At 46.9% G+C, this 20028-nt stretch carries 22 protein-coding genes, 1 pseudogene and 1 riboswitch; of the genes and pseudogenes, 19 read left to right on the forward strand and 4 right to left on the reverse strand.

The features are described from left to right. Positions 1 to 230: 230 nt before the first annotated feature. Positions 231 to 758 (reverse strand): hypothetical protein, encoded by a 528-nt coding sequence (locus AC58PQ_RS28895; RefSeq protein ID WP_497247738.1) that lies wholly within the window; start codon positions 756 to 758, stop codon positions 231 to 233. 161 nt (positions 759 to 919) lie between these two features. On the opposite strand from AC58PQ_RS28895, the gene AC58PQ_RS28900 reads away from it, so the two are divergent. The 10 genes from AC58PQ_RS28900 to rsmI all read left to right on the forward strand — a co-directional run bounded on the left by AC58PQ_RS28900 (position 920) and on the right by rsmI (position 8333). Next, positions 920 to 1093 (forward strand): sigma factor G inhibitor Gin, encoded by a 174-nt coding sequence (locus tag AC58PQ_RS28900; protein ID WP_497247774.1) that lies wholly within the window; start codon positions 920 to 922, stop codon positions 1091 to 1093. Positions 1094 to 1207: 114 nt separating this feature from the next. Next, a complete protein-coding gene (locus tag AC58PQ_RS28905; RefSeq protein ID WP_497247740.1) occupies positions 1208 to 2719 on the forward strand; it encodes an aminotransferase class I/II-fold pyridoxal phosphate-dependent enzyme in 1512 nt (503 codons plus the stop codon). Between the two features lie 21 nt (positions 2720 to 2740). Then, entirely contained in the window at positions 2741 to 3397 is a 657-nt protein-coding gene (tmk, locus tag AC58PQ_RS28910; RefSeq protein WP_497247742.1) for a dTMP kinase, read from the forward strand. Positions 3398 to 3442: 45 nt separating this feature from the next. Beyond that, positions 3443 to 3772, forward strand: coding sequence for a cyclic di-AMP receptor DarA (gene darA / locus AC58PQ_RS28915; RefSeq protein ID WP_056618038.1), 330 nt, complete (start codon positions 3443 to 3445; stop codon positions 3770 to 3772). Positions 3773 to 3805: 33 nt separating this feature from the next. Then, entirely contained in the window at positions 3806 to 4252 is a 447-nt protein-coding gene (locus tag AC58PQ_RS28920; protein ID WP_497247744.1) for a YaaR family protein, read from the forward strand. Between the two features lie 31 nt (positions 4253 to 4283). Then, positions 4284 to 5261, forward strand: a complete 978-nt coding sequence (gene holB / locus AC58PQ_RS28925) for a DNA polymerase III subunit delta' (RefSeq protein WP_497247746.1) — start codon at positions 4284 to 4286, stop codon at positions 5259 to 5261. Between the two features lies 1 nt (position 5262). Further along, entirely contained in the window at positions 5263 to 6066 is an 804-nt protein-coding gene (locus AC58PQ_RS28930; RefSeq protein WP_497247748.1) for a PSP1 domain-containing protein, read from the forward strand. A gap of 60 nt (positions 6067 to 6126) precedes the next feature. Then, a complete protein-coding gene (gene yabA / locus AC58PQ_RS28935; RefSeq protein ID WP_497247750.1) occupies positions 6127 to 6471 on the forward strand; it encodes a DNA replication initiation control protein YabA in 345 nt (114 codons plus the stop codon). Between the two features lie 165 nt (positions 6472 to 6636). After that, positions 6637 to 7398 (forward strand): tRNA1(Val) (adenine(37)-N6)-methyltransferase, encoded by a 762-nt coding sequence (locus AC58PQ_RS28940; protein WP_497247752.1) that lies wholly within the window; start codon positions 6637 to 6639, stop codon positions 7396 to 7398. Positions 7399 to 7445: 47 nt separating this feature from the next. After that, positions 7446 to 8333 (forward strand): 16S rRNA (cytidine(1402)-2'-O)-methyltransferase, encoded by an 888-nt coding sequence (gene rsmI / locus AC58PQ_RS28945; protein WP_497247754.1) that lies wholly within the window; start codon positions 7446 to 7448, stop codon positions 8331 to 8333. Positions 8334 to 8532: 199 nt separating this feature from the next. Here rsmI and AC58PQ_RS28950 read toward each other — a convergent pair whose 3' ends face one another. Continuing rightward, positions 8533 to 8787, reverse strand: a complete 255-nt coding sequence (locus AC58PQ_RS28950; RefSeq protein WP_028557356.1) for an AbrB/MazE/SpoVT family DNA-binding domain-containing protein — start codon at positions 8785 to 8787, stop codon at positions 8533 to 8535. 366 nt (positions 8788 to 9153) lie between these two features. Here AC58PQ_RS28950 and AC58PQ_RS28955 point away from each other — a divergent pair, with 366 nt between their 5' ends. Next, entirely contained in the window at positions 9154 to 10431 is a 1278-nt protein-coding gene (locus tag AC58PQ_RS28955; RefSeq protein ID WP_497247756.1) for an HD domain-containing protein, read from the forward strand. A 57-nt stretch (positions 10432 to 10488) separates the two neighbouring features. After that, positions 10489 to 11256 (forward strand): TatD family hydrolase, encoded by a 768-nt coding sequence (locus AC58PQ_RS28960; protein WP_497247758.1) that lies wholly within the window; start codon positions 10489 to 10491, stop codon positions 11254 to 11256. On the opposite strand, the gene AC58PQ_RS28965 is transcribed toward AC58PQ_RS28960, so the two are convergent. Together AC58PQ_RS28965 and AC58PQ_RS28970 are read right to left on the reverse strand one after the other, a co-directional pair. After that, complete coding sequence (locus AC58PQ_RS28965) at positions 11239 to 12489, reverse strand: ABC transporter permease (protein ID WP_497247760.1); 1251 nt, start codon at positions 12487 to 12489, stop codon at positions 11239 to 11241. The genes AC58PQ_RS28960 and AC58PQ_RS28965 overlap by 18 nt on opposite strands. Next, positions 12486 to 13229, reverse strand: a complete 744-nt coding sequence (locus AC58PQ_RS28970; RefSeq protein ID WP_497247762.1) for an ABC transporter ATP-binding protein — start codon at positions 13227 to 13229, stop codon at positions 12486 to 12488. Before AC58PQ_RS28970 ends, AC58PQ_RS28965 begins: the two co-directional genes overlap by 4 nt. A 282-nt stretch (positions 13230 to 13511) precedes the next feature. After that, positions 13512 to 13705, forward strand: a riboswitch (cyclic di-AMP (ydaO/yuaA leader). Positions 13706 to 13988: 283 nt separating this feature from the next. Between AC58PQ_RS28970 and AC58PQ_RS28975 the strand changes: the two genes are divergently transcribed. The 7 genes and pseudogenes from AC58PQ_RS28975 (at position 13989) to ispE (ending at position 19778) form a co-directional block, all read left to right on the forward strand. After that, positions 13989 to 15128 carry a resuscitation-promoting factor gene (locus AC58PQ_RS28975; protein WP_497247764.1) on the forward strand — a complete coding sequence of 380 codons (1140 nt, stop codon included), beginning with the start codon at positions 13989 to 13991 and terminating at the stop codon, positions 15126 to 15128. Positions 15129 to 15244: 116 nt separating this feature from the next. Continuing rightward, a complete protein-coding gene (rnmV, locus tag AC58PQ_RS28980) occupies positions 15245 to 15778 on the forward strand; it encodes a ribonuclease M5 (protein ID WP_497247766.1) in 534 nt (177 codons plus the stop codon). Between the two features lie 50 nt (positions 15779 to 15828). Then, positions 15829 to 16737: a 16S rRNA (adenine(1518)-N(6)/adenine(1519)-N(6))-dimethyltransferase RsmA gene (gene rsmA / locus AC58PQ_RS28985; protein ID WP_497247768.1), complete on the forward strand. Its 909-nt coding sequence runs from the start codon at positions 15829 to 15831 to the stop codon at positions 16735 to 16737. 55 nt (positions 16738 to 16792) lie between these two features. After that, positions 16793 to 17680, forward strand: coding sequence for a sporulation peptidase YabG (yabG, locus tag AC58PQ_RS28990; RefSeq protein WP_497247770.1), 888 nt, complete (start codon positions 16793 to 16795; stop codon positions 17678 to 17680). Positions 17681 to 18026: 346 nt separating this feature from the next. Further along, positions 18027 to 18302 carry a biofilm formation stimulator Veg gene (gene veg / locus AC58PQ_RS28995; protein WP_028557365.1) on the forward strand — a complete coding sequence of 92 codons (276 nt, stop codon included), beginning with the start codon at positions 18027 to 18029 and terminating at the stop codon, positions 18300 to 18302. A 204-nt stretch (positions 18303 to 18506) separates the two neighbouring features. Next, positions 18507 to 18680: pseudogene (locus AC58PQ_RS29000) on the forward strand (small, acid-soluble spore protein, alpha/beta type); the annotation flags it as partial. 243 nt (positions 18681 to 18923) lie between these two features. Then, positions 18924 to 19778, forward strand: a complete 855-nt coding sequence (gene ispE, locus AC58PQ_RS29005; protein ID WP_497247772.1) for a 4-(cytidine 5'-diphospho)-2-C-methyl-D-erythritol kinase — start codon at positions 18924 to 18926, stop codon at positions 19776 to 19778. The last annotated feature ends 250 nt before the right edge of the window (positions 19779 to 20028 follow it).

The following is a 20028-nucleotide window of genomic DNA, read 5'->3' on the forward strand; positions in this document are numbered from 1 at the left end:
GAACACGACCGTTAAGCCCTCCAGCGTCGATGGTACTTGAACCGCAGGGTTCTGGGAGAGTAGAACGTTGCCAAGCAACATAGGGATCTTTTGGCGGAGCCAAAAGTCTCTCAGCTATGAAAGAGCCTTACTTGGAGTAATCCAGGTGAGGCTCTTTTTCTGTTCTACCGCGGACAATTGGCCACGATGGGTGGAAAAACTACCCACCGATAGCTTTATCCCAATCCAGTTTACTGCATATAACAAGACGTTTCCTTACTAGATATTTTCATTAAACCAGCTTTACGATAAGGTTGAAACCGGAGAAGCATCCACAGCCGCGGGAGGAGCATCCAGCAGTGAAAGATTGTCAGGTGGAGCAGCCAAGTACCAGGAATCCACGGATACATGATTAGGATCAAGGCAAGCCCGATGCAGAATAGGTGTAGCTGTACTTTGGTAACGAGACGTATGGAAGCATTGCCTTCAGGTAAGAAGCCGGACCAGAAAACGCCCCAACGATATGACCAACCGCGCATAGCCATTCCAATGGTAAAGTGGAAATAAGCGCGAATAAGCAGCGTATGGAAGATGAGCACAAGCGGGTAGCTAACTAACAGTGGCAGCCAGTGAGACGGATCAAATTTGTAGAAGACTACGAGAATAAGAGAAGTATAATAGAGAACTATTTTATATAAGGAATGATAAAAACGCCTCATCAACGTATAGCTATAAATCGTAGATTGTTTGGATAAATTGGACTCTTGTTTGATTGACATAGATAGACCTCCGCGCTGCAGTAACGTGTTATGAAGGTATTATCGGCATCTCCCTTCCAAAATATGAGCGTTTAGCTAGTTTAGGAGAATCGAGAATCGGACATACTAGTCGTAAAAGATCGTGGGGTGATCATATGGAGGAGAATCGGTTTGGACTATGTATGATTTGCGAGCAACAACGGAATGGCGGAATTCATATTGTTACGGCATTCATATGTGATGACTGTAGTAAAGAAATCGTCAAAACCAATGTTTCTGATCAGAAATATTCGTTTTACGTGAGCCAAATGAGGAAGGCTTTTTACATGGGAAATTCGAGACAGTATATGAATTAAGAGGAGAAGCTTCTTTTATAGAAGCTTTTTTTGTTTTTTTGTCGCCAATCCACTACTATATAAGGGTAAATTGAAAAAAATTAAAGCTCACGAAGCTGGGGGAGTAGGATCCGTTTGTGCAGCCAACATTCACACAAGGCACGAGCCCCGCTCTATGAGGCTATGGTTGCCCATCACGCAAAGAAGTCTATAAGTCTACATGTGCCAGGTCATAAGTCTGGACAAGGACTTCTCGAAGAAGGAATAGACTTTCTACAGTCGGTGATGTCCGTTGATTATACAGAAATTACAGGATTAGATGATTTGCATCATCCTGAAGGTGTTATTTTGGAAGCAGAGCAGCTAGCGGCTGATTGTTTTGGGGCGGAGGAGACGTACTTTCTCATTGGCGGGAGCACGGTTGGCAATTTAGCCATGATCGGAGCTGTTTGTCAAAGGAATGACATCATCCTGGTGCAAAGGAACGTACATAAATCGGTTATCCATGGGCTTATGCTTGTTGGTGCTCAAGCTGTATTTTTAGCGCCTAACATCGATCCCGAAGCAGGTATAGCCACAAGCTTACATATCGAAGACGTTGAACAAGCATTAGAACAGTATCCAACGGCGAAGGCGTTATTTATTACTAATCCGAATTACTATGGAGTCGGCACTCCGTTGAAGCCTTTTGCAGATCTGATGCATGAGAAAGGAAAGCTCCTTTTAGTGGATGAAGCACATGGTGCGCATTTCGGCTTTCACGAAGGGGTGCCTGCCTCAGCCTTATCCCAAGGCGCTGACGTCGTCGTGCAGTCTACGCATAAGATGCTTACTGCGATGACTATGGGGGCCATGCTGCATGTGCAGGGACCAAGGATCAATCGAAGGGCGATCAAACATTTGTTGGCGATGCTTCAAAGCTCAAGCCCATCCTACCCGATTATGGCATCGTTGGATTTAGCGAGAAAGCGAATGCATACCGAAGGGCGTGCTTGGATAGAACGAGGACTAGGCATGATGAAAGGGTTTAGAGCAGGCTTAGAAGAGCTGCAGGTGTTACATGTCTATCCCCGACAATTTCCGCAACAAAGCAGCGGGGGAGCCAACGAGACGGCGGATCCTTTTAAAATAGCTATCTATGATCCCACGCAATGTTTGTCTGGAGCGGAACTCAAAGATAAGTTAGAAGCCGAAGGCTGCTTTGTAGAGATGACGGATGGCTATCTGGTTTTACTTGTATTTTCCCCTGCTAATTCTAGGGAGGATATGCTTCAGGTTCTCCGTGTATTAAGCAACATTTGTTTGGACATCACGAACCAAAAGCAGGAACTTCAGGCGCCTATCTCGAATATAGTTAAATTACCCACCTACGCACCCATCTCCTCGCCAATAGGCTTTGACCGTAGTGTCGTGTTTCAAGCAGCGACCAAAGAGGTTCAAATAGAGGAAGCGATTGGGAAGCGTTCAGGTGATATGGTAATTCCTTATCCGCCGGGTATTCCCTATTTGTATCCAGGTGAAGTTATTACGGCTTCTGTAGCTGAGGCACTTGTATTCTTAGCTAGTCAGGGCATCAGGTTCCAAGGAACCCATTTCGGACAGACGCACAAATTAACTATATACACAGATCACGAAGGAACTTCGTGAGGCAGTATGCAGGAGGATCACGTGAACGGAATATTCATTACGTTTGAAGGGCCGGACGGCGCCGGAAAAACAACTCAGCTTAAGAAAGTATCGCAGGAACTGCATAAATTAGGACATGACGTGCTCGTTACAAGAGAACCAGGTGGGACTGCAATCAGTGATAAAATCCGCAGTATTATTCTGGACCCTGTTAACGAGGAGATGGTGGATCAAGCAGAGGTACTGCTGTATGCTTCATCGCGAGCGCAGCACGTCCACGAGCTTATTCTTCCAGCGCTGAAAGCAGGTCGAATTGTACTCTGCGATCGTTTTATTGATGCTAGTGTGGCCTATCAGTCATATGGGCTTGGCGTCGATATGGAAATGGTGAAGCGTATTTCGAAATACGCTAGCTCAGGTCTGCAAGCAACAAGAACGTATCTCATGGACGTACCTGTAGAAGTAAGCTTAGAGCGATTGAATCAGCGAGCAGGTGCTGGCGACAGCACACAGCAGTTGGACCGCATTGAGCAGAAAAATGTTGACTATCACAGCAGGGTGCTAGCAGGCTTTCATCAAATTGCTGCTGATCACCCAGAGCGTGTCCGGATGATTGACGCTAACCGCAGTGTAGATCAGATAGCCGCGGATATATGGCAGGATTGCAAACAGTTGCTTGAGGAACATATTTCCGGCTAAAGCGGAAAACCAATTCTTAGTTTATAATATAAGGAGGCATCACCTATGAAACTAGTCGTAGCCGTTGTTCAGGATAAAGACAGCAACCGTCTTTCTAACGCTTTAATTAAGGAAGGGTTTCGAGCCACGAAGCTGGCAAGTACCGGTGGGTTTTTGCGTGCGGGGAATACAACCTTTATGATTGGTACGGAAGATGATCGAGTGCAAGAGGTGATGCAGGTGATTCGAGCTAATTGTAAAATTCGTGAGCAGCTAGTAACACCCGTTTCTCCAATGGGGGGGACGACGGATTCGTACATTCCATTCCCAGTGGAAGTGCAAGTGGGTGGAGCGGCCGTTTTCGTATTACCTGTCGAAAGATTCGAGCATTTCTAGCCATAATCAGATCTACACAAGGATGGATGCGTCTTGAAAATTAATCCGGGGCTGCAGCCCATTGGTAAGAATATTAAAGTGGGTGAGAATGTTCCCCCGCCGCAGATGGCGCCTCGGAACTTCTCGGACATCATGCAGCAGCATGATGAGAAGTATACGCAGGAACAGCTGGCTAAAATGGTTCAGCAAATCACGATTCAGGGCGATCGCTTGTCGAGAGGCATGACCGTGAGAGAGTTGCTCCAGTATAAGCTGTTGATTCGTCAGTTTCTCGAGGAAACAGCTAGACGCGGTGTCAATTTAAGAGATACGAAGGGCTGGGATCGTCGCGGCCGTTCGAAGCGATATAAGCTTTTAGAAGAAATTGATCAAGAGCTCCTCTCGTTAGCCGATGAATTATTGGAGAATGAGCAGGGGCGGATCGAAATATTGCATAGAATCGGAGAAATCCGAGGTATGCTGATCAACTTGTTATTTTAAAAATATAAGCGTGTAATGGGGCGAAAAATAAATGTCCTTCCAAGCGATACCGGGACAAGCAGCAGCGAAACGGCTGTTGCAGAACGGACTGCGTCAAGATAGACTTTCGCATGCGTATATTTTTAGTGGTCCTGTTGGGACGGGCCGTTCCGAAATGGCATTAGCACTCGCCAAAGCGATCTATTGTCAGAACGGGACGGATGACGCATGCGGCGAATGCTTAGAATGCCGTAAGGTTGAGCACGGCAATCACCCAGATCTCCATATGGTCGCTCCTGAAGGCGCTTCAATTAAGATTGAGCAGATTCGGGAGTTGCAGAAGGAATTTGCCTACCGTGCAACGGCGTCTGGAACGAAAATATATGTGCTGTACCATGCAGAGAAAATGACGGTACAGGCTGCGAATAGCTTGTTGAAATTTCTAGAGGAGCCGAACTCTCGTGTAGTAGCGATTCTGATCACCGAGAACGGAAATGCTCTGTTACCGACGATTCAATCGAGGGCACAGTGGATCCAATTTACGCCAATGGCACGTGAGCAAATGGTGCTCACACTGCTGGAGGAAGGCCTTCCAGCGGCATTAGTTGGGCCTGCATCGCATGTGACAGCAGGATTGCAAGCGGCCAGAGATTTAATTGGCGCGAATTGGTTTGCAGAAATGAGAACCGTAATGTTACAATTAGCGAAGGAGACGCTCACACGTTTCCCTACTTCTATGATTACCGTGCAACAGCGGATTGTGAAAACAGAACTTGCGGATCATGTTTCGACGTTGTTCGACCTATTGATCCTCTGGTTTAAAGATATGGTGCAGTTGCGCCTTGAGCGCAGGGATAAGCTTGTATATTATGACCAGCTTGACTGGATGAGCTCCCTCGCGTTAAGTCGAGATGTCTCAGCCTGGGTGCGTATGATGGAGCAAGCCGTAGATTTACAAAAGCGACTGCGTTCCAATGCCAATTCTCAGCTGGTTATAGAGAAAATGCTCGTGGAGATGCAGGGGGTGTAAGATGTACTCAGTGGTTGGCGTCCGCTTCAAGAAAGCGGGTAAAATATATTATTTTGACCCCATTGATTTACCGATCGAGCAAGAAAGTGCCGTTATTGTTGAGACCGCACGCGGTGTTGAATACGGCAAGGTCGTGGTGGGAAAGAAAACCGTCAAAGAGAACGATGTGGTTCTGCCACTCAAAAAAGTCATTCGCATTGCGGATGATACGGATGCTGATTTGGTTGAAGAGAATAAAAAAGCAGCCAAGGACGCTTTCCAAACGTGTCACGATAAAATTAAAGACCATAGTCTTAAGATGAAGCTAGTGGACGTAGAGTATACCTTTGACCGAAATAAAATTATCTTTTATTTTACGGCTGAGGGACGCGTCGATTTCCGTGAGCTTGTGAAGGACTTGGCGAGTATTTTTCGGACAAGAATTGAGCTTCGTCAAATTGGTGTACGTGATGAAGCGAAGATGTTGGGTGGCATAGGTCCGTGTGGGCGAATTCTATGTTGTTCCTCGTTTTTAGGTGATTTCGAGCCAGTGTCCATTAAGATGGCCAAAGACCAGAATTTATCCCTGAATCCGACCAAAATATCGGGATTATGCGGAAGATTAATGTGTTGCTTGAAATATGAACATGATAACTATGAAAGCGCCAAAGATTCTCTGCCGACGGTTGGTCGACTAGTGATCACCTCATTTGGCAGTGGGAAAGTTCTTGGCCTAAATATTAAAGAACGTACGGCAAAGGTTCAATTGTTTGATCTTGGGAAGTCACTAGATCTACCATTCGATGATGTTGTTGAACAAGAGTAGAAGATCGAGGATCCAAGGAGGCGCTGGCCAGTAAGCATGCATGGCACTAGAGGTGAAAGCGTGGATAAACAAGATATTTTTGGACAAATAGATGGGATCGAAGAACGAATGGGTACCACGTATGCTGAATTAGGTGCCTTGAAGAAACGGATTATTACCCTCATCGAAGAAAATAAGAGATTAAGCATAGAGAATCAGCAACTGCGTAAGCTCATCCGCCAAGAGGAAACGGTGGTCCCGGAGCCGACGAGAGATACTGATGAAGAACCGGTGCAGTTACCAGGGGCCGGATATGATAATTTAACCCGCTTATACAATGAAGGATTTCATATTTGCAATGTATATTATGGACACCTTCGGACCGAGGGAGATTGTTTGTTTTGCTTATCCTTTTTAAATAAATAAGACGTTTGGCCGTAGGGGTGCATCCCTTACGGTTTTTTTCAAATAGTAGAAAGTATAAGTTTCACATCATACATCGGCTATATTTCTAGATAAACGCTCCCGTCCTTGGAGGACGGCGTAGTCGTTTATTTTGCATAATAAGCAAGGAAGAGAAAGGAAAGAGGTATGAAGCAAGTTTCGCTATTACCAACAGAACGAATCGATGATTTATTGACGTATGATTTGAAAATTATCCAAAGTGATGAAGTGTTCAGTTTTTCCATGGATGCGGTTCTATTGGGGAGGTTCAGCAGTGTTCCTCCTAAGGGGCGAATCGTCGACTTATGTACAGGGAATGGTGTTGTTCCCTTGTTGCTATCCACGCGAACCCGCGCTGAGATCTGGGGCGTCGAAATTCAAGAACGTCTGGCAGATATGGCCGTGCGCAACGCTGAGATTAATGATTTATCCGATAGGCTTCATATGGTGCAGGGAGATTTGAAAACGATTCATAAGACACTAGGCCATGGGCAATTCGATGCCGTCACTGTAAATCCACCCTACTTGCCTGTGCCGAATGGGGAGCAGAATAGCAATGCGCATTTTGCGGCGGCGCGACATGAAATTCATTGCACGCTGGAGGATGTCATTGCAGCGAGTGCCAGGCTAGTGAAGGCTGGCGGTAAAGTTGCGATGGTTCATCGCGCCACGCGGGTGGTCGACATCCTCTGCCTCATGAGGCAGTACCGTATTGAGCCCAAGCGAATCCGCTATGTGCATGCGCGTGCGGGAGAAGAAGCCATGATGGTACTGATCGAAGGGATGAAGGATGGGAAGCCGGAGATCCGCACGCTGCCGCCACTCATCGTATACACAGAGAACGAGGAGTATTGCCAGGAGCTCAAGGAGATCTATTATGGTGGACGGGGTGCGTTAGAGTTCTCGTAAGTAGGCCTGCACTGTAAGATTAATATAAAGTGATGAGGGATTGAACTGTGAGTCTGACGATACAAAAAAGCTACCGCGAGGATGATAGCGGCATAGGCACGCTATACTTAGTTGCCACGCCGATCGGCAACCTGGAAGATATGACCTTCCGTGCGATTCGCACACTGAAGGAAGTGAGCATGATTGCCGCTGAGGACACGCGGCAAACGCGCAAGCTGCTGACCCACTTCGAAGTCGCTACGCGACTGGTCAGCTATCACGAACACAACAAGCAAGCAAGCGGCCCGGAGCTGGTCCGCTTGCTGCTTGAAGGGCAGAGCATCGCGCTAGTCAGCGATGCAGGGCTTCCGGCCATTTCCGACCCAGGTTACGACCTGGTGCGAATGGCCGTAGAAGAGGGCGTGCCGGTGGTACCCATCCCCGGCGCGAATGCGGCCCTGTCGGCACTGATTGCATCAGGCTTGCCGACAGAGCGTTTCGCCTTCGTCGGTTTTCTCCCCAGGGAGAAAAAGGACCAGACGAAGTTGCTCGAAGGCCTGCAGCATGTGCAAGACACATTGCTGTTCTATGAATCGCCGCACCGCGTGGAGAAAACACTTCTGCGCATGGCGGAAGTGTGGGGAGCGGAGCGCAGGGTTTGCCTCGCCCGCGAGCTGACGAAGCGGTACGAGGAGTTTGTGCGCGGCACCATTGCAGAGTGCCTCGCACACTTAGAGCAGTACCCGCCGCTGGGCGAGTACTGCGTGATCGCCGAAGGCGCATCCGACGCGGCCGTGCAGATGGCGGAGGACGGCTGGTGGGAGGCGAAGTCGCTTGGCGAGCACGTTGCCCACTACGAGGAGCGCGGGATCGATCGCAAGGACGCGTTGAAGCTAGTCGCGACGGATCGTGGATTATCGAAGCGTGATGTGTATAATGCGCTGCTTGAGCGTTAAAGAGCGCAGTACGACATAGAATAAAGGAAAAGGCCCCTTATGGGGCCGGATCCATGTACAGGATTGATTCTATCTTTGATGGACAAAAAAAGATCTCTAACCCGTGGCCGAAGCCAACAAAGTTAGAGATGAAAGGAGATATGAAAAAGGTTAGAATTACCAATAGGATAAGTGCTACTTCTATTATATACTACTTTTCTTATTTTGTCACAGGTGTTGGCATTTCTGCTAAACAAATATGACAAACAATTTTTCCCTTAAAGTACGAGACGTTCTCCGCATTGCCACAGAAGATACAAGCAGGCTCATATTTCTTCAACATGATGCGTTCACCGTCTACATATATTTCCAGCGCGTCTTTCTCGCCAATGCCCAACGTGCGGCGCAGCTCGATTGGAATAACAACGCGTCCTAGTTCGTCCACTTTTCTAACAATTCCGGTAGATTTCATCATATATATAAAACCCCTTTCGATTTTATCAAATTTTTATCAAGATCGTCATGTTTCGACATTTTCTTATGACTTATGATACCAACGATTCCCAAAATAGTCAACCATATTTTCGCTGAAAATGAGTGAATTAATCCCCGAATTTAATATTTTTGTGACAAGCTTAAAAACGATGATGTCCCTAGGAATAAGGGGTTGTAAGGGGGATATTACACGATTTTCAAATTCCTTTCCCTTAAAAAATATTGGAAAAAGAGATTTTGAGAAGTGTGAAAATTGGAATTTGGAATTCGACAAAAAACGACATTTTAGAGGGTTATATGTCGAAAATGTCGAAGCATTTACTATTATTAGGGAGGTCAATACCACATGAAAGAAGAAAAGGTGTTTAAAGATCCCGTTCATAAATACATTTATGTGCAAGATGAGACGATTTGGGATTTGATTAATACACGGGAATTCCAACGATTGCGCCGTATTCGTCAATTAGGCACGTCCTATTTAACCTTTCACGGTGCAGAGCATAGTCGCTTCTCTCACTCGCTAGGTGTATACGAGATTACGCGGAAAATTATTTCGCAATTCGAACGCAATCACTATGAGGATTGGCCGAAGGAGGAGCGTCTGCTCTGCTTGTGTGCGGCTTTGCTCCATGATTTGGGACATGGTCCGTTTTCACATTCCATCGAGAAGGCATTCGGTACAAGGCACGAGGACTGGTCCTGCCGCATCGTGCTCGGAGATACCGAGGTGAACGAAGTGCTGAGCCGGGTCTCACCTGATTTTCCGAAAAAGGTGGCCGGGGTCATTTGTAAATCGTATAGCGAAGAAATAGTAGTTAGCTTGGTATCCAGTCAGCTGGATGCGGACCGCATGGATTATTTGCTGCGCGATGCTTACTTTACAGGCGTTAATTATGGCACGTTTGATCTCGAGCGCATTCTTCGGGTGATTAGGCCCTATAAGGGACATATCGTTGTCAAAGAGAGCGGTATGCATGCTGTTGAGGACTATCTCATGTCTCGCTATCAGATGTACTGGCAGGTGTATTTCCATCCGGTAACGCGAAGCGCAGAAATACTTTTGCATAAAATATTTGCACGCGCCAAGCATTTATATGAGGAAGGCTATCATTTCGGATTTATGGTGGAGCCGATTCTTCATCTGATACAGAATCAAATCACCTTGGAAGATTATTTGCTGCTCGATGAGTCGGTCATGCAAACGATGCTAACCTTTTGGAGTCAAGAGAAGGATGATATGCTGGGGGATATGTGCAAGCGTTTCTTAGACCGTAAATTGTACAAGTACAGTACCTTCGACGGAGATCAGGTGCAACTCATTGGGCGCATGGAAATGGTGATGAGAGAGGTTGGCTTCGACCCGACTTACTATATGGAGATCGATTTTCCTTCGAATCAATCCTATGATGTGTATAGAGCTGGCGAAAATGATGATAATTTGCCAATCCTTTTGCTGGATCATAAGGAAAACTTAACTGAAATTACACATCGCTCAGAAATTGTGCAGTCGATTAGTGGCTTTCAGATGGGGAAACACCATGTGTACTATCCAGAAGAGCTGCTTGAAAGGTTGAATGCCGAAGACTATCCAGATGTTTGGGAGATGTTGGGGGAGCAAGATTAGCAAGGAGTGGCAAGGATACGTAACGCACCATATTTATTTACATAGAGGAGAACGGACATGCTAACGGATTCACATACACATTTAAATGCCGAACAATTTAAGGATGATCAAGAGGAAGTTATTCAGCGGGCGTTAGATGCCGGTGTTACGAGAATTGTAAATGTCGGCTTTAACCGCGAAACCATCCCGAGCTCGATTGAGCTTGCTGAGAAATACGATTTTATTTACTCAACGGTAGGTTGGCATCCCGTCGATGCCATTGATATGATGCCTGGTGATTTGGAATGGATCGAGTCTTTGTGCTCCCATGAGAAAGTTGTTGCCATCGGGGAGATTGGTCTGGATTATTACTGGGATAAGTCGCCGAAGGATGTTCAACAGCGGGTTTTTCGGGAGCAAATTCGCCTTGCGCGTAAGCTGGGGATGCCTATTGTGATTCATAATCGGGATGCGCATCAAGATATTTTAACCATTCTCAAAGAAGAGAAGGCAGCAGAGGTCGGAGGCATCATGCATTGCTTCTCAGGGAGCTGGGAAACGGCCAAGCAGTGTCTGGATATGAATTTCCATATTTCTTTTGGAGGGCCAGTTACTTTTAAAAATGCTGTGCAACCGAAAGAGGTGCTGGCGCAGGTTCCGCTTGATCGTCTATTGATCGAAACGGATGCTCCTTACTTAACGCCACATCCTTTCCGCGGTAAGCGCAACGAAACCGGGTATGTTCGCTTAGTGGCTGAGACTGCCGCGGAAATTCGTGGGATGACACTGGAAGAGTTAGCTGAAATTACAACGAATAATGCGATTCGTTTACTCGGCCTCAAGTGAAATATTTTTCTTGAACTTAGCGCGAAGAATAACGCCGCACGCGAAGGAAATGAAGGCAAGACTGAGCAGTGGAACTAGGAGATATAGGATCGGCGTTCCTATCATAAACGGAATCGTCAGGATGACAAGCTGGGGTGTAAGAGTTAACCAGATGATATAGGCTAGGGAACCTGCTTTGGCTTGAGACTCCAATGGATACATACTGAGCCAGAATGTATACCGATGCGCACGCTCCAGAGACGTAAGTTGAACCATTGAGATCACAAGTGCGATGAATAGAATTACACTTTTTGCAGTAGTGGAATCTGAAACGGCTAAGGCTAATACGCCAAACACAGTAAGCCGGAGAACAATCGCGAATAATTCAGTGCGCAGCAATGTCTTCATATATAAGTAGAGAAACGCCGAATCCTGTCGAAATGGGATCGTTCGAGTAAGCCCGCTGATCCAACCTCGGCGGGCTATTCGCGTTGGTAACTGAGGGACATCTACGAACCAATTGAAGAAGGCGTAGAGTCTAGCCTGCTGCTGCTTCTCTTTGGCAATCAGATAATCCCATCCGATCACATATTTAGCAACGGAACGAAATGCTGAAAGCCACACGAATACAAGCAGCAATGCTGTTAAGCTGGCCCATAAGCTACTATAGTGAAATTGAACGGTAATGAGGGAGATGGATGCGACCCAACGAAAGATGACGGACAGTAATCTTGTTCGTTCAGCGGCAAATCTGCCTTCCTGCCAACTGGCTAATAGGTTAGCTGTTTTTAATAGAAGTAATAGACCTAACATGAGTAGAAATGGTTGCGAATCCGCACCTAAACAATGGTTATAAAGCGGACGAAGTGTGACCCAAGCGAGAAATAACCAGAGCCCCTGAAGTGAAAAGCTATACATGAAGCTGCTTCGGAAATAGGCATCCATTTCATGCTCAATCCGCAACAGAAACATCCGATCGGCACTGCGGGTCAGTGTTCGAATGGGACTTGAAGTGACGAGTGGAACGAGTACGAGCAGAACGATCCAAAGGTACGGATAATCTGTCGGAAGTCGCTGTAATGTTTTTGCATAATAATAGGAAGAAACGATGACAAGAAACAACAAGAAGCCGATAAAATTACTGCGTGCGGCATACTGCCAATAACCCATGGATTCCTTCATATAGTGTTGAAAACGCTGCTTCCATAATGCTTGTGTGTTAAATGCATGTGTAGTATCTTTTGGTTGACTCATCGCAGTTCTCCTTGAACAAGCTTGTAGAAGATGTCGTCTAATGACGCCTGAGGAAGCTCTGTTTGTGCGCGTAATTCGACTAAATCTCCCTGAGCTACCATGTGGCCCTTATGGAGAACGACATAGCTATCGCAATATTTTTCAATCGTAGACAAAATGTGTGAGGAAATGAGAAATGATGCGCCTTTTTGTTTCATTTTAACCATTAATTCGAGCAAGGAACGAATAGCTAAAGGGTCGAGACCGAGGAACGGCTCATCGATAATATATAAAGAGGGCTCGATCAGGAACGCATTCATGATCATGACCTTTTGCTTCATCCCTTTGGATAAATGACTTGCGAAGCTATTCAGCTTGTCTTTCATTTGAAACTGCTCCAACAAGGACTGAGAACGGGTTTCGTAGTCCTCCTTGGAAACGCCGTAAGCCATGGCTGTTAGCTCAAGGTGTTCACGTATCGTAAGCTCTTCGTATAACTCCGGACTTTCAGGTACATAGGCGTATGTAGCGCGGTAGGGAATTGGACTTTCGGCTAAAGTTAAGCCGTTAATGCGAATGGATCCTTTTTGCGGTTGCAGGAGTCCTAATATATTTTTGATGGTGGTACTTTTTCCTGCCCCGTTGAGTCCGATTAGCCCCATCATTTCACCTTGGCGGATCGAAAATGTGAGGTCATGTAGAACTGGTCTGTTAGGTAGGTATCCCCCGAATAAAGCGTTTACTTCTAAGATGGGAACCATCTCAATTGCCTCCCTAAATGCAAATTATTGGTATTTATCAATCAAATACTTCCAGAATCATTATAAACAAATTTGCGTTTTTAGCCTAGTTTTGGTCATTATACATTAAAAAATCGAGTATACGTACGTTAAAGTTAGGTAGATGTAGATATAAGTGGATTATATTTGAAAAATAATCGAAATTTAAGTGATTTAGCCCTTTTTAACGGGTGTTAATCCCTTTACAGGTTGAGCTTAACAGCGTAATATACTTTTCATAATAACTTAATATCCAATTTGCCAATTTTCCATTCGCTGAGTTCCAAATGTGGAAACGGGGGAACCACTGCAAGCTTAATGAGCATTTCAATGCGGTTAAGTGAGCAGAGAGTAACAGGGGTGAATCATGGACGTCAAACAAGTAGTTTGCGTCTGCGTAGGGCGACTCTCACGTCCGAATCCGTCAGCTAACCTCGTAAGCGTAAGAGAGGTAACGATTGTCGTGCGTGCTATTTGTATTTCACTATGCAAACTAAGCCAGCGAGAAGAGTCCTCTTCTTGCTGGCTTTTTGTCCTCACACAGGGTTTTACACAGATAAAAAGACATAAAATGACCCGGAATTCATAGGATGTTGAATAGGTAAAAGGGGGGACGACCAGATTCAGCGAGGTTAGAAAGCTGATGATGGCGAGCATGTTAAGTTAAACTAAAAACCTTAGTCGCGTCAAATTTAATCATGCTGTAACCTGGCGGCGAGGCTTTGAAGGAGGACCGAAAAAGTGGGCAGTATCTCAATTAGCGAGACCCATGTAAAACGATCATCCAGCATGTCCTTCGCATTGCGATGGAAGCATGAAAACTTGCGTTTGATTTTAAGCCTAGCTATAATCTCAATCGCAATGACTTTCATGTTTTTGGTGTTGTTGTACGGAACGGCTACCAAGAGCGTATCCGTGGTTGTGAATGGACAAGAAACTATTGTGCACACGAAGCAATGGGTCCTGCAACGCCTACTGGATGAACAAGCCATAACGATTGGAGAGCACGATGAAATTTCAGCTTCACTTACGACCAAGCTCAAGGGTGGAGACAAAATTGTTATCGAGCAGGCCTCACCAATTCAATTGACTGCTGATGGAAAGACCACCACTGTTTACACAACTGCAAGAACGGTAGAAAGTGCATTGCAACGTTTAAATATTGCACTTGGGGAGAACGATCGTATCACTCCCGAACCGACGGCCGCTCTTAGCACAGGCGATGAAATCAAGATCGTCCGTGTGACCAAAGAGACGGAGGAAGTCTCTGAAACGATCGCATTCGAGACAGAGAAAAAGAATGACGCATCTTTACTTAAAGGGAAAGAGCAAGTCGTCCAAGAAGGTAAAGAAGGCGTGTTGGTTAAGAAGAAAGAAAAGACTTTCGAGGACGGTGTTTTAGTCGCGGAAGCAGTTGTGGGTGAAGAAGTACAAACAGAAAGCGTTAAGAAAGTAGTATCTGTAGGCACGAAAAATCCTGTGGTCGTTCTCTCCGCCTCTTCACCGAGTGTGGATGAGGTTTCCAAGAATGGTGTGACCTTCGGCTACAAACAAATTCTCAAAAACGTGAAACTTACTGCCTATTCAGCGGGCGTCGCGTCGACAGGCAAAACCGAGGGCTCCTCTGGTTATGGTAAAACCTACACAGGGACTACTGTAACCGAAGGGCGCACAATTGCCGTCGATCCGAAGGTGATTCCACTGGGTTGGTGGGTGTACATTGAAGGCATTGGCTTCCGTCGTGCTGAGGATATTGGCAGCGGCGTGAAAGGTCAGATGATCGATGTATATTACGAGGATCATGGCTACGCGAATAAATTCGGAACCAAACAAGGGTACACAGTATATGTGGTTGGCCCTACAAAACCGTCTCAAAACTAACGTGTAAACGGAAGTTTTGACGGGAACACTACTAAATACACGTAGCTTGGCATCTGCCGCGCGAAAGAAGAGGAGACCCCTCTTCTTTTTCTGCGTACTGGGGAAGGAAAACGTAGATGATAAAAGAAATGATCGTCGTGGAAGGTAAGGACGATACAGCTGCTATCAGGCGGGCTGTGGAGGCGGATACGATTGAAACGGGCGGCTCCGCCATCGGACAAGCCGTACTCAAACGGATCGCGCTGGCTCAGCAGCGCAGAGGCGTCATTATATTCACGGATCCCGATCACGCGGGTGAGCGGATTCGCAAAATTGTTGCAGCCAAGGTGCCTGGCTGCAAGCATGCCTTCATTACGCAGGAGCAAGCTGCGTATAAAGGCGACATTGGCGTCGAGAACGCGACGCCGGACACGATCCGTCAGGCGCTTCAGAGCCTGCGGACAGAGTACGACGCAGCGGTCTCTCAGCTGACGATGGAGGATTTGATCGGTGCGGGCCTTATCGTTCATCCGGATGCGGCGGCACGCCGCTTGGCCGTAGGCAACGCCTTAGGCATTGGTTATTGCAATGGCAAGCAATTTTATAAGCGCTGCGCGATGTTTCAGATTTCGCGAGAGGAATTCGAAGCGGCGCTCGAGCATTTGAATTGAATCAAATTTAATTATGAGAACGAGAACCTATAGATAACGAGGTCTATCCTATGACGATATCCGGGCAAGAAGTGATTGTAACCGCAGAAGATGTAGCTACACCAAGTAAAACGAAACAAATTATTAAGAAAAATGGCCTCGTGCTGAAGAAAAGCTTGGGCCAGAACTTCTTGATTGATCAAAATATATTGAGCAAGATCGTCATGGCCGCTGAGCTAGGGCCTACGAAGGCTGCGCTCGAGATCGGCCCCGGCATCGGCGCGCTCACACAGCAGCTGGCCAAGCTCGCTGGCCGCGTGCTGGCCGTCGAGATCGATCAGCGCCTACTGTCTATTCTGGACGAGACGCTGGCGCCATACCCCCATGCTACAGTCGTTCATGGGGATATCTTGAAGACGAACCTGCAGGAGCTGTTCCAGCAGCATTTCGAAGGCGTGGAGGGCGTCAGTGTCGTCGCCAACCTGCCCTACTACATTACGACGCCGATCATCATGAAGCTTCTCGAAGAGAAGCTTCCGCTGGAGAATATCGTCGTGATGATCCAAAAAGAAGTGGCCGACCGCATGGCGGCTCGTCCAGGCACCAAGGATTACGGCAGCCTTAGCATTGCCGTGCAGTTCTACTGCGAGCCGGAGCTCGTCACCATCGTGCCTCGCACCGTCTTCGTGCCACAGCCGAACGTAGATTCCGCCGTCATCCGGCTGCGTGTACGTCAAGCGCCGCCAGTCGAAGTGGCGGACGTGGACTTCTTCTTCGCTGTCGTCCAAGCATCCTTCGTTCAGCGTCGCAAGACCTTGTACAACAACCTCGCGGCGAGGTTCTTTTCCAAAGAGAACAAGCCTGAGCTGGAAGCTTTGCTGCACAGCATTCAGATCGAGCCTTCCCGTCGCGGTGAAACACTCAGCATGGAGGAATTCGCGCGCTTGTCATCGGCTCTTCGTGCGCACGGCTGCAAATAACCCGCACCAAATGCCTAGTCTCGCCATAGGATACCCCTAGGAGGGGATTTGTGCGATGAGGCAAGGAGATTTTGTGACCCGTATTTCCTATGGCGGAGACGTCGTGTTTAAAATTGAACGAATTGAGCATCTCAAGGCCATTCTGCGAGGAGTCGATTATCGGTTGCTAGCAGATGCGCCGCTTTCGGATCTGACAAAAACGAATCTTAAAGAGACCGTAGATCATCCGAGATCGAGCTCGCCTGAGTTTCGTGAGTCGCTGCGTCGGCTGGCAGTGTCTCAAGTGCAGTTGCAGGAGAAAAATCAGTTAGCCATCAGCCATAAACATAAGCCTCAACCCAATAATAATAATAACAGCTATTTTGAAGTGCCGGGAAGGGTGCTTCATCTAGATGGCGATCCAAGTTACCTGCGCAAAAGTATGCAGCTCTACGGCGAATTACGCGTGCCAGCAGAAGGTTTTTTCATTCCTGAGGTGCAAATGGCGGAAGCACTGCAAAGATTGCTTCCTCAATATAAACCGGACATCGTTGTCATCACAGGTCATGATGGCATTTTGAAAAGTCGGCAAAGCGTTAGCCCAAGCAATCTGTCGAGCTATAAGAATTCCCAAAACTTTGTGAATGCGGTTCGAGTAGCTAGACAATATGAGCGAAATCGTGATTCATTGATTATTGTGGCGGGCGCATGTCAGTCACATTTTGAAGCCTTATTACGGGCTGGGGCTAATTTCGCAAGTTCTCCTGCTCGCATTCTCATTCACGCCTTAGATCCGCTCTGCATCGCTGCCAAGCTGTCCTATACCCCGACAAAAGAAACGATCTCGATGTTGGATATCATGGACTTGACCGTAACCGGCTTAGAGGGTCTAGGTGGGGTGGAGACGCGTGGCAGCTATCGGATGGGAGTTCCTGGTATTCAGCATACGGATGAGTCTATTTAGCTTAGTTAGGCGCTCGAGAAACACTTATTTGTCATTGACTCCGTGGAGGGGATGACAGAGGGGTGTTCTTTTTTTTGCGTGTAAAAAGCATTAGGTTGCCTGTGTTTACTTCGGATCGAACTTGGAAAGTGCGCTCTTTCTTAAGGCATTATCAAGAAGTTTCTCGTTAACTGGAAAAGTGTGAATAATTTGCGAACATTGGTGACAACCTGAAGGGAGGGGAAATCGGAAATTGAGCAAAAATGCCGTTGACAACGGGATTGAGGTGCTGATATAATATTTGCCCTTGTTTGACATGAATGGCTGAATGGGTTATAATTGACAAGGAAAGAGGTGGTAGTTGACAATGGCAAAAAATGCGCTATTGGAAATCAAACGCAGTTTGGAGCCCCATGTTGGGCAGAAGATCATGTTGAGAGCGAATGGTGGCCGTCGTAAGACTGTCGAGCGTTCTGGTGTTTTAGAAGAAACCTACCCTTCTGTGTTTATTGTGAAATTAGATCAAGAATCCCACGCCTTCAAACGAGTGTCATACAGCTACGCCGATATCCTCACCGAATCCGTCGAAGTTACCGTATGCAACGATGATGGTCAGGTTCGCATCACTTACATACAGCATTAGCTTAACAGCGTTCCGATATTGAACAGACCCTCGTGGTCTGTTTTTGCTTTGTATAGAGGTATAGAGATGTTTGATCATGGTGGCTTTATGGATGGTATGGTGCATGGACGTACAGCGAGGGGGCATACTAATCGAAATCGTCATCAATCACTGCTTATGATGGTTGCAGAGTTCATTTTGCGAAAATGATAAGGGGGATTTGGTATGAGTCGAAGAAGAAGTGTCATGTCCGAAAGCTTTAAATATGAATTAGCGAAGGATCTTGGTTTCTACGATGTTGTGCAGCGTGAAGGTTGGTCTGGCATTCGCACGAAGGATGCGGGGAATATGGTGAAGCGGGCGATTCAAATTGCAGAGGAGCATCTGGCGAAGCAACATGTATCAACTGCCACACACGCTCAGGTTGCACCAACTAACTACCGTCAGCAGACGGTTGGTCAGCCTGCATTTAACGGGCAGAGCTATACGCCATCGTATAACACGCATCAACCACCAACTGGCTACCAGCAGTCAGGCCAAGCGGGGCAGCGTCCGTATTATAGCTAAAGCAATTGCTTTAGCTTTTTTTTTGCGCTTTTGTTATAATATCTCAATGGCAATCGAGCAAAAGAAGGTGATTGGATGAAGATTTTTGAGAAAGCACCGGCTAAAATTAATTTGTCTCTTGATGTTTTACATAAAAGGCCAGACGGCTACCATGAAGTTGAGATGGTGATGACGATGGTGGATCTTGCAGATCGGATCGAAATGCAGGAACTGGCACGTGACACGATTATCATATCGAGCCAGGCGGGCTATATTCCGCTTGATGAGAAGAACTTGGCCTTTCAGGCTGCACGTCTCATTAAGGACCGCTATGACGTCAAACAAGGCGTCTACATTCACTTGGACAAGCGTATTCCTGTGGCTGCCGGTTTGGCTGGCGGCAGCAGTGACGCGGCAGCAACGCTACGAGGTCTCAATCGTCTTTGGAACCTAAACATCCCTAATGAGGAGCTTCAGGTGCTTGGTGCAGAGCTTGGCTCCGATGTGCCTTTCTGTGTGACAGGAGGGACTGCCCTTGCGACAGGTCGCGGCGAAAAGTTGGAGCATATCTCGGCTCCGCCTCAGTGCTGGGTCGTGCTGGCCAAGCCGCCGATCAATGTGTCAACTTCAGAGATCTATGGGAAGCTGAACGCACGAGAAATTAAGAATCATCCTTCCACACATGGTGTGTTAAATGCGATTCGGGACAAGCAGTTTGATCGTCTGTGTGACAATCTAGGCAATGTGCTAGAGGAAGTGACATTGGATCTCTATCCAGAGGTTAGACATCTCAAGGAGTGCATGCAACGCTTGGGTGCGGACGGTGTGTTGATGTCAGGCAGTGGGCCAACCGTATTTGGTCTCGTTTCCAAGGAGGCGAAGGTGCCGCGCATCTACAACGGGCTGCGGGGCTTTTGTAAGGATGTTTACGCTGTACGCATGCTGACATAATGAGTCTTAATAGGGCCCCGCTATGAGAGCACTGCAAAAGCCTTACTTTTGTCTGAATTGGATCTTCGAAATGGAAAAAGTATGAGATAAAGATAAAAAGCAGTCCGTTCTCGTCAGAGGGCGGGCTGCTTTTTATCTTTTAACTTGACCATTCGCTTCACATTCACGACGAATGCGGTAAGATATGCCTGTATTCGCATGCGAAATAGGCCCCGGTATTTGGCTATGTCCATACCGTGGAACCTTTTCA

The organism is Paenibacillus sp. J22P143 (assembly GCF_059692035.1).

Coding starts and splice junctions, on each gene's coding strand:
- AC58PQ_RS28900 (WP_497247774.1), top strand. CDS start 920: ATGATTTGCGAGCAACAACGGAATGGCGGAATTCATATTGTTACGGCA.
- holB (WP_497247746.1), top strand. CDS start 4,284: ATGTCCTTCCAAGCGATACCGGGACAAGCAGCAGCGAAACGGCTGTTG.
- AC58PQ_RS28895 (WP_497247738.1), bottom strand. CDS start 758: ATGTCAATCAAACAAGAGTCCAATTTATCCAAACAATCTACGATTTAT.
- AC58PQ_RS28930 (WP_497247748.1), top strand. CDS start 5,263: ATGTACTCAGTGGTTGGCGTCCGCTTCAAGAAAGCGGGTAAAATATAT.
- ispE (WP_497247772.1), top strand. CDS start 18,924: ATGAAGATTTTTGAGAAAGCACCGGCTAAAATTAATTTGTCTCTTGAT.
- yabG (WP_497247770.1), top strand. CDS start 16,793: ATGAGGCAAGGAGATTTTGTGACCCGTATTTCCTATGGCGGAGACGTC.
- veg (WP_028557365.1), top strand. CDS start 18,027: ATGGCAAAAAATGCGCTATTGGAAATCAAACGCAGTTTGGAGCCCCAT.
- rsmA (WP_497247768.1), top strand. CDS start 15,829: ATGACGATATCCGGGCAAGAAGTGATTGTAACCGCAGAAGATGTAGCT.
- AC58PQ_RS28970 (WP_497247762.1), bottom strand. CDS start 13,229: ATGGTTCCCATCTTAGAAGTAAACGCTTTATTCGGGGGATACCTACCT.
- AC58PQ_RS28960 (WP_497247758.1), top strand. CDS start 10,489: ATGCTAACGGATTCACATACACATTTAAATGCCGAACAATTTAAGGAT.
- AC58PQ_RS28955 (WP_497247756.1), top strand. CDS start 9,154: ATGAAAGAAGAAAAGGTGTTTAAAGATCCCGTTCATAAATACATTTAT.
- AC58PQ_RS28965 (WP_497247760.1), bottom strand. CDS start 12,489: ATGAGTCAACCAAAAGATACTACACATGCATTTAACACACAAGCATTA.
- darA (WP_056618038.1), top strand. CDS start 3,443: ATGAAACTAGTCGTAGCCGTTGTTCAGGATAAAGACAGCAACCGTCTT.
- AC58PQ_RS28940 (WP_497247752.1), top strand. CDS start 6,637: ATGAAGCAAGTTTCGCTATTACCAACAGAACGAATCGATGATTTATTG.
- AC58PQ_RS28950 (WP_028557356.1), bottom strand. CDS start 8,787: ATGATGAAATCTACCGGAATTGTTAGAAAAGTGGACGAACTAGGACGC.
- rnmV (WP_497247766.1), top strand. CDS start 15,245: ATGATAAAAGAAATGATCGTCGTGGAAGGTAAGGACGATACAGCTGCT.